Source organism: Agrobacterium sp. FDAARGOS_525, from assembly GCF_003938925.1.
Lineage (GTDB): Bacteria > Pseudomonadota > Alphaproteobacteria > Rhizobiales > Rhizobiaceae > Agrobacterium > Agrobacterium pusense.
In genome coordinates this window covers 2,453,543-2,469,803 of record NZ_RKIU01000003.1, presented here as the reverse complement: position 1 = coordinate 2,469,803, position 16,261 = coordinate 2,453,543, and the positions used below count along the sequence as shown (strand labels likewise).

The following is a 16,261-nucleotide window of genomic DNA, read 5'->3' as shown; positions in this document are numbered from 1 at the left end:
CGTGGCATCGCGGCAACGTCATACAGACGGAGAAATGAAGACTTGCCGCCGATTCCATTAAAGAGCGGCACGCTTCATGCATAAAAATGCCGGGCTTTCGCCCGGCATCTGTTTATCGATCAAAGACCGCGGTCACTTCTTCTTCGGTACCTTCGGTACGGCGTTGGCCTTGCGCCGCGGCTTTTCGGCATCGTCGGACTTGTCAGCTTCGGCGACGAGGACATCCGCCTCTTCCTTCGCTTTAGCAGCCTTGGAAGATGTTTTCGCCTTTGCCTTGCCGGGGGACTTCGCCGCCTTGAGTTCGGCTTCCGGCTGCGGTTTGACGGGTGCGGTCTCCGGCAGAACCTCGAGTATGAGGCCATCGGCACCGTCATCCTTCTTGCCGACGGTGACACTGACGACGCCGCCCTTTTTCAGCTTGCCAAAGAGAATTTCATTGGCGAGCGGCTTCTTGATGTTCTCCTGGATCACACGAGACAGAGGACGGGCGCCCATCTTCTCGTCGTAACCCTTCTCCGCCAGCCAGGAGATCGCATCTTCATGCAGATCGAAGGTGACGTTGCGCTCGGAGAGCTGGGTTTCCAACTGCATGACGAACTTCTGCACGACCTTGTGGATAACGGCGGTCGGGAGCGGCGAGAACGGAATGATCGCGTCCAGACGGTTGCGGAACTCCGGCGTGAACAGGCGGTTGATCGCCTCTTCATCTTCACCAGTGCGGCGCGAAGAACCGAAACCGATGGCGGATTTCGCCATTTCGGAAGCGCCCGCATTGGTCGTCATGATGAGGATGACGTTGCGGAAGTCGATTTTCTTGCCGTTATGGTCGGTCAGCGAGCCGTGGTCCATCACCTGCAACAGGATGTTGTAGATGTCAGGATGCGCCTTTTCGATTTCGTCCAGCAGCACCACGGAATGCGGATGCTGATCGACGCCATCGGTCAGAAGACCGCCCTGGTCGAAGCCGACATAGCCGGGAGGCGCACCAAGCAGGCGCGACACGGTATGACGTTCCATGTACTCCGACATATCGAAGCGCAGCATCTCGACGCCGAGCGAGGCGGCGAGCTGCTTGGCCACTTCCGTCTTGCCCACCCCTGTCGGGCCGGAGAAGACATAGGAGCCGATCGGCTTGTTCGGTTCGCGCAGACCGGCACGCGCCAGCTTGATGGCCGTGGCAAGCGCCTCGATGGCGATGTCCTGCCCATAAACGACGGAGCGCAGTTCCTTCTCGAGGTTGGCGAGAACCATCTCGTCATCCTTGGACACCGTCTTCGCGGGAATACGGGCCATCGTCGCGATGGTCGCCTCGATTTCCCGTTCCGTGATCAGCTTGCGGCGCTTGGAAACAGGCAGCAGCATCTGCGCTGCACCGGTCTCGTCGATCACGTCGATCGCCTTGTCCGGCAGCTTGCGGTCCGAGATATAGCGGGCCGACAGCTCGACAGCAGCCTTGATCGCCTCATTGGAATATCTGAGGTGATGGTAATCCTCGAAATAGGGCTTCAGGCCCTTCATGATCGCAATCGCATCATCGATCGACGGCTCGTTGACATCGATTTTCTGGAAACGACGCACGAGCGCACGATCTTTCTCGAAGAACTGGCGATATTCCTTGTAGGTGGTCGAACCGATGCAGCGGATTGCACCCGACGAAAGCGCAGGCTTCAGCAGGTTAGACGCATCCATCGCGCCGCCGGAGGTCGCGCCCGCACCGATGACGGTGTGGATTTCATCGATGAACAGGACCGCGCCCGGGTACTCTTCGAGTTCCTTGACGACCTGCTTCAGACGCTCTTCGAAATCACCGCGATAACGGGTGCCCGCCAGCAGCGTGCCCATGTCGAGCGAAAAGATCGTGTCATTGGCGAGCGCCTCCGGCACCTTGCCTTCGACGATACGCTTGGCAAGCCCTTCAGCGATCGCCGTCTTGCCGACGCCCGGATCACCCACATAAAGCGGGTTGTTCTTGGAGCGGCGGCAGAGGATCTGGATGGTGCGGTTGACCTCGTCGTGACGGCCGATCAACGGGTCGATCTTACCGTTTTTCGCCTTTTCATTGAGGTTGACGCAATAGGCCTTCAACGCATCCTGCTGCTTCTTGGCGGACGATCCGTCCTCCTCGGGATTGCTGCGGTTCGGCTTGTTTTCGCTTTCCGGTTCGTCAGCGCCACGCGGCGTGCGCGTCTGGGACGTGCCGGGGCGCTTGCCGATACCGTGAGAGATGTAGTTGACCGCATCGTAACGGGTCATTTCCTGTTCCTGCAGGAAATAGGCAGCATGGCTCTCGCGCTCGGCGAAAATCGCCACAAGCACGTTTGCGCCGGTCACTTCCTCGCGGCCGGATGACTGAACATGGATCACGGCGCGCTGAATGACGCGCTGGAAGCCGGATGTGGGTTTGGAATCCTCGTCGTAACCGGTGACGAGGTTGGTCAGTTCATTGTCGACGTAATCGCTGACAGTCTTGCGAAGGGCATCGAGATCGACGTTGCAGGCGCCCATGACGGCTGCGGCATCCGCGTCGTCGATCAGCGCCAGAAGGAGATGTTCGAGCGTCGCATATTCGTGGTGACGCTCATTTGCAAAGGTCAGTGCCTGGTGCAGCGCCTTCTCGAGACTCGGGGAAAAAGTTGGCACGTTGCGATCCTCATTTCTTTTCCATGACGCACTGCAGCGGATGCTGGTGCTGTCGGGCGAAATCCATGACCTGGCTTACTTTCGTCTCTGCGACCTCATATGTAAACACCCCGCATTCGCCTACGCCGTGCTGGTGCACGTGCAGCATGATGCGGGTTGCCGCTTCACGATCTTTCTGGAAAAACCGTTCCAGAATGTGAATGACGAATTCCATGGGAGTGTAGTCGTCATTCAGTAAAAGAACACGGTACAAATTCGGTCTTTTCGTCTTCGGCTTAACGCGGGTGATAACAGACGTTCCACGGTTGGTACCGCCCCCGTCTTCCCCTTCGCCCTCGCCCTGCATGTAGATCGGCTTAGCGATCATCTTTCATCATTCTCCAAACTGTTCTCAAACCGACAGCTGATTGCCAGGAGGGAGAACTTCGCCTCTTCATATTTAGGTCGTTAAGAAGCGATTTTAAGCCCCTTGCGCGACGGTGCAATCACTATTGCGTTTGCGAAGAGGCAAACCTCGCGAAAAGTGCGGGATATGACAGGTAACCGAAGTCCGAGAAGACATACCTCGCCCGCATGGGCGCGCCTTCGCGCCAAATGCGGACGGCTGCGACAGGCGACGGCACCGCCGAATTCGGTTCGAAGGCGCCGGTCTCACTCCTTGTCGTCGAGCATTTCCCGCACGGCGATGGCAAGCTGCTTCAACGAGAAGGGTTTGGGCAGGAAACCGAACTTGGCATCAGCCGGCAGGTTTTTCGCGAAGGCATCCTCGGCATAACCTGAAACGAAGATGAATTTCAGGTCTGGATAGGACTTGCGCAGCTCTCTCAGCAGCGACGGGCCGTCCATCTCAGGCATCACGACGTCGGAAACGACGATATCCACTTTGCCTTCCAGTTCCTCCATCACCTCCAGCGCCTCTGTGCCGGAGCCTGCCTCGTGCACGGTGTAGCCGCGCGTTTCCAGCATGCGCTTGCCGCCACGCCGCACCGCCTCTTCGTCTTCCACCAGCAGCACGACGGCGGATTTGCCTGTGAGGTCCAGCGGCTCCTCCTTCACCGGCTCGGCCGCGGCGACCGGCGCAAGCGCCGCCTCGCCTGGCTGCTGTCCAGTGCCGGGAACCGCCTCCACCACGTGGCGCGGAAGGTAGATGCGGAAGGCCGTTCCCTTGCCCACTTCCGATTCGGGATAAATATAGCCGCCGGACTGTTTGACGATGCCGTAGACCATCGACAGCCCGAGGCCCGTGCCCTTGCCCACTTCCTTGGTGGTGAAGAACGGTTCGAAAATCTTGTCCATGATCTCCGGCGGGATGCCCGTGCCGTTATCGGCAACTTCCACCATCACCATGTCTTCGGCCGGGAATTCGGGACGGCCGAGCGCGGCGATCTCTTCTGCGTCGACGTTGCGTGTCCTGATGGTGATCTTGCCGCCATCGGGCATGGCGTCGCGTGCATTGACGCAGAGATTGATGAGCACCTGCTCGAACTGCGACAGGTCTGTTTTCACCGGCCACAGGTCCCGGCCATAATCGACCTCCAGCTTGACATTGGTGCCGGAAATCAACCTGTCCACCAGCATGCGCAGATCGCCGATCACATCCGTCAGGTTGAGGATTGCCGGGCGCATGGTCTGCTTGCGCGAGAATGCCAGAAGCTGGCGCACCAGTACGGCGGCGCGGTTGGCGTTTCGCTTGATCTCCATCAGATCGGCGAAGCTCGGATCGGCCGGACGCGCCTGCAAGAGCAGATGGTCGGACGACAGCAGGATGGCGGTCAACACGTTGTTGAAATCGTGGGCGATGCCGCCTGCGAGCGTGCCCACCGCGTTCATCTTCTGCGTCTGCGCCATCTGGGTTTCGAGCGCCTTCTGCTCTGTCACCTCTATGGCATAGACGATTGCCACCTCCTCCGGCGCCTCGTCGTCCTGGTCGATGACGGCATTGACGTAGAAACGGAAATGCCTCGTCTCGTCGCTCGGATGGCGGGAATCGAAGGGCGCGATATCGCCCTGACGGTCCTTGGCCTCGGCGAGCGCCTGTTCAAGGCGCGGCTTTTCATTGTCGTGAAGGACTGTCTCGAGTGCCACGCCGCGATCAATATCGTCGCGCCCGACAACGCCGGAGAACAGCTTGAGGAAAGGCGCATTGATGCGCAGGATGCGTCCATCGCCGTCAAGCGAGGCAATCGCCATCGGCGTATTGTTGAAAAAGCGCGTGAAGCGCATGGCGGAGGAAGATTCGGTATCCTCCTGCCCCTTGGGCCGCATCAGGACGATGGTACGGCTCTCACCCGGCGCGCCGTCCTTTGCGGTGACCTGGTGGACGAGGCGGGCCGGCATGCTCTGGCCATTCACCCGGCGCATGTCGAGATCGAGGATTTCGGTGCGCTTTGCTGAACCCTGGGGCTGGACGGATTCGATCAGCGCCATACCCTCGCCGGCGACGATGTCCGAGACCGTCATCGAGCCTGGCGAAAACTGTGCGAGATCGATGCCGAGCCATTCCGACAGAGTGGCGTTCAGATAAACGATCTCACCCTTGCGACCGGCGGAAAAGAAACCGGCCGGCGCGTGGTCGAGGTAATCGATGGCATTCTGCAATTCGCGGAAAAAGCGCTCCTGATCTTCGCGCTCTGGCGTGATATCGGCAATCTGGAAGACATGCAGCCCCTCGCCGCCCGAATCCTTCAGCACCCTGCCCTTCAGCCTGTACCAGTGTGGCCCCGCATTGGAATCCTCGCCCAGCGGTTTCAGCAGGCGAAATTCTTCGTAGCCGTCGCGGCCTTCGCGCAGCATGTTGATGAGACGGTAAAGAGCCTCCGTCGCTTCCCGGCTGCGCGACAGCAATGTTTCAAGACTCTGGATATCGCTCGCCTTGGTGGTGCCGCTCATCCTGCAATAGGTGGCGTTGGCATAAACCATATGCCCCTTGGCATCTGTTATCAGCGTACCATCGGGGTGGGCAGAGAGAAACCGGCGTGCAAGCCCATCCGATTGCGATTGCGGCATGACCTCAATGAAACCGATGATCGACGACACCAGAAAGAAAATGCCCATCATGGCCAGCACACCAAGAATGCCGAGCACGATTTCGTTTTCGAGAGAATCCTTGAAATAGACAAAGGCGGCGGCAGCGGCGATCAGCACCAGCGCCAGCAGCAGAATGCGCAACACCGTGCCGGAACGGGCACGCCTGTCCACCAGCGGAAGGTCGTTGTCGCTTGTCTCGCGCACCCGTGTCATCTTGGCCTCGCAGTCGTGCAGGTCGTCATTCGAACAGTCCCGCACTCCAGACGGAATCGGGCAGCAGAATTTCTTGTAGCAACTCGCTCGACCCTCAAAAAGCTCCGCAGCGACACAAAGGCTTAAAACGCACAGCGAAAACGGCTTCAAAGCCGCATATCAGCCTCAAAAGACTAATGGCGCGTGCAGGTGAGTTCCCTCACCTGGCATTGGATCCGCGGCGCGGAGCACTCAATTCTGCCGTCACTGACGGTGCAGACCGAACATCCATCGGTAAAGTCCACACACGATGGGTTGTCCCGAACGAACTCATCCATCGTGAAAACCTTGCCTGGCGCCTTATCATCCGCCGCTGCCGAACAGGAAATCAACAGGGCGGTAGTGCAGCGCCTCAGTACGGGTCCGACGAGACGGGATCGAAACATGGCAAGCGCTACCTTCTATTCGAAGAATTGCAACTTTCGCTCTCCCCCGGCATTGAAGGACGAGATGTGGCGCTTTGGTGGCGCCGTTGCCATCGATAAGGCGATGCCCGTGCTGAAATGAATAAACCTTGTGTTGCGCCTAAAAAAATCGTCTTTTCGTGCTTGATGTTCACATTATAAGAACCACGGCAATATTAATTGCCCAAGAAATTAAAAAGCCAAAAATCTGAAGGGATGATCTCCATGATGGAAGATTTTATCGGCACCTATGGAAACCGTCTCATCGTCGCCGTCGTCGGTGTGGGTGTGGCCCTCCTCGTTCTGGCGATTGCTCTGTGGATCCTGCGCAGACGAAGCGGTTCGGCGCCCTTTATCCGCGGCGGCCGCAACCGGCAGCCACGTTTGCAGGTGCTTGACGCCACAGCCGTCGATGCGCGTCGTCGGCTCGTGCTGGTGCGGCGCGACAATGTCGAGCATCTGGTCATGATCGGCGGCCCAACCGATATCGTCATCGAGAGCGGCATAGGCGCGATCCCGATCGTCAGGGACGTGCAGGAGCCGGAACTCAAGGCGCTCCCGCGTCAGGAAAGCGAGCCGAAAAGGACCGAGCCTTCCATCTCACCGGAACGCCGCGCCGTGCTGCCGCAGCAGCAACCGTCTCAAGCCCCTGCGCCCGCTCCGATGGCGGAGGAGCCGGTGAAGCAGCCGCAACGGCCGGAACCGCCCGCTCAAGCCCAACGTCCCGCGCCGACAGCAGCGGCAGCACCACCGTCGCCGCGCCCGGCAACGCCACCGCCGCCTGCGTCCCCGCCTCCGACGGCGCGTGAATCCGCCGCGCCGGCAAGACCTGCACCTTCCGAGCGGGAGGCGGCCCGTCCTGCCCCGCCGCCAATACCGGTGACCGTAGCCGCCGCGGGCGCGACCGTTCTGCCCGTCGCCGCCGCGTCACTCCCCATCACCCCGGAGCGGCCGGAGTTTAAGCGGGCCGAACCCTCGGCACCCGCCCCCGCACCGGTTGCGCCGCCGATCCCGGCCCAGGGACCTATAGAGGCAAAGACGGCAGAGGACGGGCCTGCGGACGTTGCGCCGCCCGTTTTCGCTGCGCGCGAGCCGGTGATCAATCAATCCATCGCAGCCGATTTTCTCGACGCTGCGCGGGAGCGGGTTCTTCCCGGTATGAGCCCGGCGGCGAGCGCACCGTCTGTTCCGTTCCCACCCAAGCCTGAGAATCCGGCTGTCGCCGCCAATGACACCGAGCCGAAATTTTCAGACGAGCTGGCCAGCGATTTCGAGAGCTTCCTCGAAGCCGAGATCGCCAAAAGCAAGGAAGCCGATAGTGACCCGGCCACTTTCCCCGTAGCGGAAAAGCAGGCAAAACCGCAGCCGGCCACGCCACCAGTCACCGGCGCATCGCCGGATGGTGACGTCCAGAAGGAGATGGCACGCATCTTCGGTGAGCTTTCGGTGACCCGCGACCGCTGAAGGGACGAATTTACCGAGGCTATTGCATAAAAAAGGGCACGGAAGCGTTTCCGTGCCCTTGTTCTTTTATAGCGTCACCGGTCTGACGCGGCTTAGCCTTATTCGTCGCGGTAGACTTTTTCGCGACGCTCGTGGCGCTCCTGCGCTTCGATGGAGAGGGTCGCAATCGGGCGCGCGTCCAGACGCTTGAGGCCGATGGGCTCGCCTGTTTCCTCGCAATAACCGTAAGTGCCGTCTTCGATCCGCTGAAGGGCTGCATCGATCTTTGATATCAGCTTGCGCTGACGGTCGCGGGCGCGAAGCTCGATCGCCCGGTCTGTTTCGGAAGAGGCCCGATCCGCAAGATCGGGATGGTTGGCGCTTTCTTCGGCGAGATGTCCGAGCGTCTCGCGCGCTTCTCTCAGGATATCGTTTTTCCAGGCTATGAGCTTCGCGCGAAAGTAGGCGCGCTGGCTGGCATTCATGAACTCATCGTCTTCCGAGAGCACATATTTGCTAAGATCGATCTTCTCACTCAACGCGATTCTCCTCGAAGAACATCTCAATGCGGCGGTGTATACTCCAATGATAGTGGCCGGTTCAAGTCTACAGATCAGTTTTCGGGCATTTTTAAAACTGACACAAAAATCATCTAAATGACTAATTTTTATTCTTTATTCGTATTGAAGCGATCTCTTCTTCAATCACTTCAATGCGACTTACCAACAGGAAAGAGGACTTGCGGTCCTGCAACCCAATCCTGTAGCATTCCGCCCGTGCCCTGACATTCGAACGCCGGTCCCCGCCCTTGACAGCATCTTCCCCGAGCCGAGTTTATCTTCTGCGCCACGCCAAGGCCGCCTGGGCGGCGCCGGGAGAACGGGATTTCGACCGGGGATTGAACGAGGCCGGCTTTGCCGAGGCGGAGATCATTGCCGACCTCGCCGCCGACCGCCGCTACCGGCCCGAAGTTCTCCTGTCTTCCACGGCCGTGCGTTGCCGGCAGACAACGGAGGCCTGGCAACGGGCCTTCAATGAAGGCATAGACATCTTCTATGTCGATGAGATGTATAATGCGCGCAGCGAAACCTATCTCTCCCTTGTCGCCGCTCAGACGGAGGCGCAGTCAGTGATGCTGGTGGGCCATAACCCCACCATGGAGGCAACGCTGGAAGCGATGATAGGCGAGGACCTGCTGCATGCCGCCCTGCCCTCGGGTTTTCCGACATCGGGCCTCGCGGTTCTGGATCACGACGGCGCTGCTGCCAACGGCAGAGACCGCTGGCGGCTGGTCGATTTCCTCGCACCGGGCAAATAATCGCTTCGGCGTGCGATGAATTGTGGAAAGAAGGCGCGCTGAAAATCCGATGGCGCGCTTCTTTTTTGGGCAACCGTATCTTCCTATATTGCAGCCGTGACCGTTTAACGCAGCCGGGAAATTGCCATTGCCGCCTTCTCTTACGTCCCTGACAGACAGTGCGCTCATTGCGTTCGATAATCTGGCCGACCGCGCGAGTAACCTCACTCACCCCACATTGCGGCTTGGTGTCACCGGCCTTTCGCGGGCGGGCAAGACGGTTTTCATCTCTTCGCTGGTCCACAATCTTCTCAACGGCGGGCGGTTGCCGCTGTTTGAGGCCGTGCGCTCCGGACGCGTTTCTAACGTGCGGCTGGAGCCGCAGCCGGATGACGCCATTCCCCGCTTTCAATATGAAGATCACATCCAGGCACTGGTGCGCGACCGGCTTTGGCCGGATTCGACGCGGGCGATCTCGGAACTCAGGATCACGCTGGATTACCAGAGCGCCAGCGGCTGGGGCCGCTGGTTCTCGGCCGGCAAGCTCTCCATCGATATCGTCGATTACCCCGGCGAATGGCTGCTCGACCTGCCACTTCTGTCGCAGGATTACAGGCAATTCAGCGACACCACAGTCTCGCTGGCCGGAAGCGGGGTCCGCGCCGAGCTGGCACAGGAATGGCTGGCCATCGCCTCTTCGCTCGATATCAACGCGCCCGCCGATGAAATGACGGCCCGACGCTTGGCTGAAAGCTTCGCGGCCTATCTCAAGGCTTGCAAGTCCGACGAGAGGTCGCTGTCCACCCTGCCGCCCGGCCGCTTCCTGATGCCCGGCGATCTGGAAGGGTCGCCCGCGCTGACCTTTGCGCCGCTTCCCGGCCTGACGGACGAAAAAGCGCCGAAAGGCTCCCTGCGCGCCATGATGGAGCGGCGCTACGACGCCTACAAGTCGATTGTCGTCAAACCCTTCTTCCGCGAGCATTTCGCCCGCCTCGACCGGCAGATCGTCCTGATCGACACGCTGCAGGCCGTCAATCGCGGTCCGGAAGCCGTTCAGGATCTGGAGCGGGCGCTGGGCGATGTTCTCGCCTGTTTCCGCCCCGGCACCAACAGCCTGCTGTCGTCGCTGATCGGCCGTCGCATCGACAAGGTGCTGATTGCGGCCACGAAGGCCGATCATCTCCATCACGAAAGCCATGACCGGCTGGAGCGCCTGACCCGGCGTCTGGTGGACCGCGCCATTACCACCATCGGCATGAATGGCGCCGGCATCGAGGTCATGGCGCTGGCTTCGGTTCGCGCCACGAGAGAGGCAAGCGTTCGACAGGATGGCCACGAACTGCCCGTCATCGTGGGCACGCCGATGGCCGGCGAAACCATCAATGGCGAGACATTTGACGGCAATCGCAAGACAGCGATCTTTCCGGGCGACCTGCCTGACGATCCGGAGCCATTGTTCCGCAGCATAGACCGGGATGGCGACAAGGCGACACTACCTGATGTCAATGTCGTGCGTTTTCGACCGCCCAACATTGACGAGCCGGGCAGCGGCGGCATTCGGCTTTCCGTTCCACATATCAGGCTCGACCGCGCCATGCAGTTCCTGTTCGGAGACAAGCTCGCATGAAAGCTCCCACACAAAACGATCCGCAGACGCGCCGCCCCGCCGCTTTCACGCTCGAGACGGAAGAGACAGCACGACCGTCCGCCACGCAGAAGCGAGCGCCGCGCAGTTTCGATGCGGAGATATCTTTGACGCCAGATGAAGACGATCCGTTTCTGGCACCTGAGGACATAGACGCTGCCGCTCTGCCCGTGGCGATACCGAAGAAAAGCCGCTTCTCCTTCGGCAAGCTGGCGCTTGGTGCCTTGGGTGTCCTGTTCTCGCTTGCCTTCGGGCTCTGGGCGGATCAGCTCATCCGCAATCTGTTTTCCCGCTCCGACTGGCTGGGCTACACGGCAACGACCGCCCTCATCGTGGCGCTTTTTGCGGTTCTCGCCCTCGTCGGCCGCGAAGTCTTCGGCATCATGCGGCTGAATGCCGTACAATCTCTCAAGGCGGATGCCGAGACGGCAAGCCTTGACAAGAGCCCGAAACCCGCCCGCGCCATCGTCACCCGCCTGAATGCCGTCCTTTCCCATCGGGCGGAAACGGCCAAGGGGCGCGCGGCGCTGAAGGAAACGGAAAGCGATGTCATCGACGGCCCGCATCTGATCGAGCTTGCCGAACGTGAACTGCTGGTGCCGCTCGACCGACAGGCGCGGGCGCTGATTCTCAATTCCTCGAAACGAGTCTCGGTTGTCACTGCCGTCAGTCCACGCGCCGTCGTCGATCTCGCTTATGTGCTGTTCGAAGTGACGCGGCTGGTGCGCGCCATGGCAGAGCTTTACGGCGGCCGTCCCGGCACGCTCGGCATGCTGAAACTCCTGCGCGATGTTGTCGCCCATCTCGCCGTCACGGGCTCGATCGCCGTCGGTGGCGGGCTCGCTCAACAGGTTCTCGGACACGGCCTTGCTTCGAAACTCTCCGCACGTCTCGGCGAAGGCGTCATCAACGGCCTGATGACGGCGCGAATCGGCATTGCCGCAATGGATCTTTGCCGCCCGCTGCCGTTCAGGGCTGTGAAACGGCCGGGAATCGGCGATTTCATGTCCGACCTCACGCCCGATTTAAGCAGTGGAAAAAGCGGCGAGAAAGCCTGATTGCTCGACTTTGAGCGGTTCAAAAGGTTACGGATGACGCCGCAAATGAGAGTGAAATAAACCAAGCATTAACCATTCCGCCGGTAGATTGCAGCCTATCGAACAGGCTTCTTCGCCGGGGAAAGTATCATGTATTCGCGCTTCTTTTCGCTTGTGGGCGGACTTGCCGCCATATTGTCCGTCAGCGGCGGTTTCGGCATGTCTGACGTGCATGCCGCATCACGCGATCGCGACGACGTGTTTTTCCGCTCCGTTGCCGGCGTCTGGAAGGGTCCGGGCGAAATCGTCGCCGGCAAATACAAGGGCACGAAATTCACCTGCGACCTGACGGGCGAACCGCTTGACGACAAGCAGACCGGCATAAAGCTCGGCGGCACCTGCCGCGTCGGCGTCTTCAGCCAGCCCATGTCCGCCGTCATCAGCCAGAAGGGCAACAGCTACGAAGGCAGGTTCCTTGATGGCGCGGCCGGCAAGGGTCTGGACATCACCTCCGGACAGGTCAGCGGCGACAAGGTCGTCGTCGGCATCAACCGCGCCAAACTCAACGGTGCAATGGTTGCCCGCGTCTCCAACGACAATTCGATGAACATCACCATCTCGGTGAAGGTCGCCGATCAGATGATACCCGTCATCGGCGTCACGCTGGCGCGCGATATCGACCAGCTGGCTGTCGGCTCGATCAAGCCGTAAAGACTACAGTTTTTCAGCCATTGCCAGGCGGGAGTGTCCACCACTCCCGCTTTTCGTTTGCGCTGACAATGCCGCTCTTGTCCGCCTGCTGAAGCCATTCCCGGACGGACTTTCCCCTGACCTGGAGATCAGGCGCTATATCAGCAAGCGGCATCAGCACGAAAGCGCGCTCCGTCATGCGCGGATGCGGCACTTCAATGCTTTCCGTAACGATAGACTGGTTCCCGAAGGTCAGCACATCGATATCGATGGTGCGCGGGCCCCAGCGTTCCGTCCGTACCCGTTTCATGCCTTTTTCGATATCGAGGCACCGTTCCAGCAGCGCTGGAGCCGAAAGCGAGGTCTCGACCAAAGCGCAGCAATTGAAAAAATCGGCCTGATCCGTCTTGCCCCATGGAGGTGTGCGGTAGAGGTTGGAGACGGCCATCAGGCGGCAATCGCCATGCGCATCGAGTTCGCGCAGTGCCCTGGCCATGGCGGCGGCCGCATCGCCGATATTGCCGCCGAGACCCAAGGCAGCGACGGTCATCGTTTCAGGCTCGGTGTTCAACGCTCACCTGTGCATAATCCAAAATACCGGGAACCGGCGCCGAGGGCTTGCGCACCGTGATGCGCAGCCAGACGATTTGCGGATAACGGGCACGCAGCGCCTTGGCGATGTCGTTCGCAAGCGCCTCTATGAGATACCGGCGCTGGCCGACGACGATCTTTTCGATGACCGCGAAAGCCACGCCATAATCGACGGTGTTCTCAATATCGTCGGTTTCCAGCGCATCGCCCGCCTCGACCTCCATCTCGGCATCGACGAAAAAGCGCTGCCCCAACACCTCTTCCTGTTCAAGAAGACCATGACGGGCAAAGAAGGAACAGTTTTTCAGGATGATGGTATAGCGGCTCATCGCATCGCCTCCATGGCAGGACTGTTTCGCCGGAAAGCCGCACCCTCCTCGGGACATGACATTCCGGCACTCATTGATCTAGGCATCGGCCTTTGCCGACGCTTTGGCAAGAACCGCATCGGCGATTGCCAATGCATCACGCGTCGCGGCGACATTGTGCACACGAAAAATCGAAGCGCCGGCAAGCCTCAGGATCGCCGTCGTCGCAGCCGTTCCGATATCGCGTTCATCGGCCGCATCCCGGCCCGTCAGCGACCCGATAAAACGCTTGCGCGACGTGCCGGCAAGAACCGGCAGGCCAAAGGCGGCAAGCTCGCTGAAACGGGCCATCAGCTCAACATTTTCCCGTTCGTCCTTGGCAAAACCAAAACCGGGATCCAGCACGACGGCATCGCGGGCAACACCCGCGTCCTCGGCGATCTCGAGCGAATGATTGAGGAATTCGAACTGGTCGGCGATGACATCGGCGAGCTTCTGCCGGTCGCGGCCGGTATGCATGATGCAGACGCCCGCGCGGGTGGCGGCGACCACGCCCGCCATTTCGGCGTCTTTCTGCAAACCGAAAACGTCATTGACGATATGCGCCCCTGCCGCGATGGCGAGCCGAGCCGTCGAAGCGCGATAGGTATCGACGGAAATCAATACATCCGTCTCGCGGCGCAATTTCTCGATGACGGGCAGCACCCTATCCTGCTCCTCGGCTTCCGTTACCGCGGCAGCCCCGGGCCTGGTGGACTCGCCGCCGATATCGATGATGTCGGCTCCTTCTTCCACGCAGGTCAGCGCCTGGGAAAAAGCCGCATCAACGGCGAGATAACGGCCGCCATCCGAAAAGGAATCGGGCGTTGCGTTGACGATGGCCATAATACGGCCACGCCCATCAAGTTTCAGGGAGCGGCCATGGGCCGCTTGCCACGCGTTGCTGCCGGCTGTTATCACGTAACACGTGCCTTTCGGAATAACGGAGTGTTATGCCAATTCTTATAAGTTCCGCTCCGCCTATGCAGCAAACGTTTTTCAAGTTCAACCGGAAGGCCGGGTCATGACCAAATCATCACGTGCTCTTTGCGCCGCTTTGGCGGTCGCAGTCGCACTTTCCATCCCCGGACCGGCTTTTTCCGAAACCATCGTCCGCAAGACCTATTCCTATTTTTCGATCAGCGGCAAAACCGCCGCCGACCTCGACCAGCAGCTTTCCAGGCACGGCCCGCTGACCCGCAATACCGGCGCGCGCCATCCGGGCGCGACCGAAATCAAATTCGGTGGCGAACTCACCTATGTTGAGAAAAACGGCCTTTGCAGCGTCGGAACCGCCAAAGTGGTGCTGAATACCCGGATTCTCCTGCCGCAATGGAAAAACCGCCGCCGCACCACGGCGGAACTGGCCTTCATCTGGGATACGCTGCTTGCCGATATCAAGCGCCACGAGGAACGGCACGCCGAAATCGCCCGCACTCACGCCCGTTCGCTCGAAAGGCAGTTGACCGCGCTTCGCCCCCAGAAAAACTGTGAAACACTGCAGGAAATGGTTGGCAAGATCACCCAGACGGTGATGGACGAGCACGACAGGGACCAGATGCGGTTCGACGTGGTGGAATCGCGAAATTTCGATGCCCGCATGACACGGCTCCTGAAAAACCGGCTCGAACAGGGACAGAGCCGCCGCTGAGAGATCCGCGCCTTTCTTCCGACAAAGCTGAATGATTGGCCGACATGACGTAACGTGATGTCCGATCTCACCCGTGACTTCTGGTGATGGTGCGTCCGGTGAGACTCATTGTACGTTCTACGTACGGTTTCGGACCATACTGTCTCAAAAGCTTTGATGGTCGCAGCCGCCTCCGGTTCTCCCGGTGCGCACTTGAGGGCTCGCAGGTGTTTCCTCCCTCGCCTGCATGCTGCGTACCCGCCTCGCCCCGCTCCCCGCTACCTTGGTGAGCGGGGCTTTTTCTGCCGCAAAGCCGTTTCGTCTCAGCCCTGGCGCTCAGGAACGTGAACGACGAGACCGTCAAGGTCGTCGCTCATCTTGATCTGACAGGAAAGACGCGAAGTCGGCCGCACGTCGAAAGCGAAATCCAGCATGTCTTCTTCCATTGGCTCCGGCCCGCCAACGCGCTCCGACCAGGCGTCGTCGACATAGACATGACAGGTAGCGCAGGCGCAGGCACCGCCACATTCCGCGTCGATGCCAGGGATGGAGTTGCGCACGGCATTCTCCATCACGGTGGAACCGTTGCTCACGTCGAGTTCATGGGGCGTGCCGTCAAAGGCAACGATTGTCAGTTTTGTCATGCCGAAATCCAGAATGTGATCTAAGAACTGTTCTAAACACATAGAAAGGCCGGTTCGCCTTGGCAACCCGCTTGGAGGGCGCCCAGGGCCTAAACCGGCCTTGCGAAACCGCAATTTTGATGAATTACGCCTCAGCGGCAAAGTTTCAGGATGAAATTTTCCGCCTCGACAATGGCGGCCGCAAGCTTTGCAATCGCGACGCTGTCATTGCCACCAGCCTCCACGGCGGCGGCAGCCACAGAAACATCGAAGGCACCGACAGCCTGTGCTGCGCCCTTCAAGCGGTGCGCGGTCGCCTTCACGCCCGTGTCGCCGGCGCCCGCCATTTCGTGCAGCGCGGCGCGTGCATTGCGGCTGAACAGTTGCAGCACCTCGATCTCAAGATCCTTGTCGCCCATCGTCTGACGGGCCAGATGATCGAAATCGATAGGCTTTTTTCCAGTGACCGGCGCGCCGCCGCAATTATCGGGCGCTTCCAAAGCAATACTGACTGCTGCCATGTCTCAAATTCCTGTCTTGCCGTTTCCTGTTTCGTGTCACATCTGTGTCGTATTCAGGCATCCTAACCCGTGCTATCGGCTTAAATTACGGCGTGACGCGGCTGAAAATCTTCT

The 16,261-nt window shown here is 59.9% G+C and carries 16 protein-coding genes; 7 read left to right on the top strand and 9 right to left on the bottom strand.

Annotation, left to right across the window (positions count from 1 at the left end; genetic code table 11):
- Positions 1-132 precede the first annotated feature (132 nt).
- From clpA to cckA, 3 genes are all read right to left on the bottom strand, one after another.
- Positions 133-2,640, bottom strand: coding sequence for an ATP-dependent Clp protease ATP-binding subunit ClpA (gene clpA / locus EGT36_RS13470; RefSeq protein WP_004441518.1), 2,508 nt, complete (start codon positions 2,638-2,640; stop codon positions 133-135).
- A 10-nt stretch (positions 2,641-2,650) separates the two neighbouring features.
- Positions 2,651-3,007 (bottom strand): ATP-dependent Clp protease adapter ClpS, encoded by a 357-nt coding sequence (clpS, locus tag EGT36_RS13465; RefSeq protein WP_003502541.1) that lies wholly within the window; start codon positions 3,005-3,007, stop codon positions 2,651-2,653.
- Positions 3,008-3,291: 284 nt separating this feature from the next.
- Positions 3,292-5,880: a cell cycle histidine kinase CckA gene (cckA, locus tag EGT36_RS13460; RefSeq protein WP_006697576.1), complete on the bottom strand. Its 2,589-nt coding sequence runs from the start codon at positions 5,878-5,880 to the stop codon at positions 3,292-3,294.
- 423 nt (positions 5,881-6,303) lie between these two features.
- On the opposite strand from cckA, the gene EGT36_RS31025 reads away from it, so the two are divergent.
- Both EGT36_RS31025 and EGT36_RS13450 read left to right on the top strand, forming a co-directional pair.
- Positions 6,304-6,426, top strand: a complete 123-nt coding sequence (locus EGT36_RS31025; protein WP_257784220.1) for a hypothetical protein — start codon at positions 6,304-6,306, stop codon at positions 6,424-6,426.
- Between the two features lie 113 nt (positions 6,427-6,539).
- Positions 6,540-7,787 carry a flagellar biosynthetic protein FliO gene (locus EGT36_RS13450; RefSeq protein WP_037089119.1) on the top strand — a complete coding sequence of 416 codons (1,248 nt, stop codon included), beginning with the start codon at positions 6,540-6,542 and terminating at the stop codon, positions 7,785-7,787.
- 98 nt (positions 7,788-7,885) lie between these two features.
- Here EGT36_RS13450 and dksA read toward each other — a convergent pair whose 3' ends face one another.
- Positions 7,886-8,305: an RNA polymerase-binding protein DksA gene (gene dksA / locus EGT36_RS13445; RefSeq protein ID WP_004441503.1), complete on the bottom strand. Its 420-nt coding sequence runs from the start codon at positions 8,303-8,305 to the stop codon at positions 7,886-7,888.
- 302 nt (positions 8,306-8,607) lie between these two features.
- Here dksA and EGT36_RS13440 point away from each other — a divergent pair, with 302 nt between their 5' ends.
- The 4 genes from EGT36_RS13440 (at position 8,608) to EGT36_RS13425 (ending at position 12,456) form a co-directional block, all read left to right on the top strand.
- Positions 8,608-9,084, top strand: a complete 477-nt coding sequence (locus tag EGT36_RS13440) for a SixA phosphatase family protein (protein ID WP_052114177.1) — start codon at positions 8,608-8,610, stop codon at positions 9,082-9,084.
- Between the two features lie 127 nt (positions 9,085-9,211).
- Positions 9,212-10,690, top strand: coding sequence for a YcjX family GTP-binding protein (locus EGT36_RS13435; RefSeq protein ID WP_037089117.1), 1,479 nt, complete (start codon positions 9,212-9,214; stop codon positions 10,688-10,690).
- Positions 10,687-11,766, top strand: a complete 1,080-nt coding sequence (locus EGT36_RS13430) for a YcjF family protein (protein ID WP_125270463.1) — start codon at positions 10,687-10,689, stop codon at positions 11,764-11,766. The genes EGT36_RS13435 and EGT36_RS13430 overlap by 4 nt, the downstream gene beginning before the upstream one ends.
- Positions 11,767-11,895: 129 nt before the next feature.
- Positions 11,896-12,456 (top strand): hypothetical protein, encoded by a 561-nt coding sequence (locus EGT36_RS13425; protein WP_004441493.1) that lies wholly within the window; start codon positions 11,896-11,898, stop codon positions 12,454-12,456.
- A 13-nt stretch (positions 12,457-12,469) separates the two neighbouring features.
- On the opposite strand, the gene folK is transcribed toward EGT36_RS13425, so the two are convergent.
- From folK to folP, 3 genes are all read right to left on the bottom strand, one after another.
- Positions 12,470-12,985, bottom strand: a complete 516-nt coding sequence (folK, locus tag EGT36_RS13420; RefSeq protein WP_169692019.1) for a 2-amino-4-hydroxy-6-hydroxymethyldihydropteridine diphosphokinase — start codon at positions 12,983-12,985, stop codon at positions 12,470-12,472.
- Between the two features lie 4 nt (positions 12,986-12,989).
- Complete coding sequence (folB, locus tag EGT36_RS13415; protein WP_003502532.1) at positions 12,990-13,355, bottom strand: dihydroneopterin aldolase; 366 nt, start codon at positions 13,353-13,355, stop codon at positions 12,990-12,992.
- Between the two features lie 78 nt (positions 13,356-13,433).
- Positions 13,434-14,219, bottom strand: coding sequence for a dihydropteroate synthase (gene folP / locus EGT36_RS13410; protein WP_080822658.1), 786 nt, complete (start codon positions 14,217-14,219; stop codon positions 13,434-13,436).
- Between the two features lie 178 nt (positions 14,220-14,397).
- Between folP and EGT36_RS13405 the strand changes: the two genes are divergently transcribed.
- Positions 14,398-15,024, top strand: coding sequence for a DUF922 domain-containing Zn-dependent protease (locus EGT36_RS13405; RefSeq protein WP_004441483.1), 627 nt, complete (start codon positions 14,398-14,400; stop codon positions 15,022-15,024).
- Between the two features lie 302 nt (positions 15,025-15,326).
- On the opposite strand, the gene EGT36_RS13400 is transcribed toward EGT36_RS13405, so the two are convergent.
- Entirely contained in the window at positions 15,327-15,647 is a 321-nt protein-coding gene (locus tag EGT36_RS13400) for a 2Fe-2S iron-sulfur cluster-binding protein (RefSeq protein WP_006697584.1), read from the bottom strand.
- 131 nt (positions 15,648-15,778) lie between these two features.
- Positions 15,779-16,147 carry an Hpt domain-containing protein gene (locus tag EGT36_RS13395; RefSeq protein WP_037089113.1) on the bottom strand — a complete coding sequence of 123 codons (369 nt, stop codon included), beginning with the start codon at positions 16,145-16,147 and terminating at the stop codon, positions 15,779-15,781.
- Positions 16,148-16,261: the final 114 nt, after the last annotated feature.

What these genes read in the sequence shown, in the direction of transcription:
- clpS (WP_003502541.1), bottom strand. Translation starts at nt 3,007, where the DNA reads ATGATCGCTAAGCCGATCTACATGCAGGGCGAGGGCGAAGGGGAAGAC.
- cckA (WP_006697576.1), bottom strand. Translation starts at nt 5,880, where the DNA reads ATGACACGGGTGCGCGAGACAAGCGACAACGACCTTCCGCTGGTGGAC.
- EGT36_RS31025 (WP_257784220.1), top strand. Translation starts at nt 6,304, where the DNA reads ATGGCAAGCGCTACCTTCTATTCGAAGAATTGCAACTTTCGCTCTCCC.
- EGT36_RS13450 (WP_037089119.1), top strand. Translation starts at nt 6,540, where the DNA reads ATGATCTCCATGATGGAAGATTTTATCGGCACCTATGGAAACCGTCTC.
- EGT36_RS13430 (WP_125270463.1), top strand. Translation starts at nt 10,687, where the DNA reads ATGAAAGCTCCCACACAAAACGATCCGCAGACGCGCCGCCCCGCCGCT.
- EGT36_RS13425 (WP_004441493.1), top strand. Translation starts at nt 11,896, where the DNA reads ATGTATTCGCGCTTCTTTTCGCTTGTGGGCGGACTTGCCGCCATATTG.
- folK (WP_169692019.1), bottom strand. Translation starts at nt 12,985, where the DNA reads ATGACCGTCGCTGCCTTGGGTCTCGGCGGCAATATCGGCGATGCGGCC.
- folB (WP_003502532.1), bottom strand. Translation starts at nt 13,355, where the DNA reads ATGAGCCGCTATACCATCATCCTGAAAAACTGTTCCTTCTTTGCCCGT.
- folP (WP_080822658.1), bottom strand. Translation starts at nt 14,219, where the DNA reads ATGGCCATCGTCAACGCAACGCCCGATTCCTTTTCGGATGGCGGCCGT.
- EGT36_RS13405 (WP_004441483.1), top strand. Translation starts at nt 14,398, where the DNA reads ATGACCAAATCATCACGTGCTCTTTGCGCCGCTTTGGCGGTCGCAGTC.
- EGT36_RS13400 (WP_006697584.1), bottom strand. Translation starts at nt 15,647, where the DNA reads ATGACAAAACTGACAATCGTTGCCTTTGACGGCACGCCCCATGAACTC.
- EGT36_RS13395 (WP_037089113.1), bottom strand. Translation starts at nt 16,147, where the DNA reads ATGGCAGCAGTCAGTATTGCTTTGGAAGCGCCCGATAATTGCGGCGGC.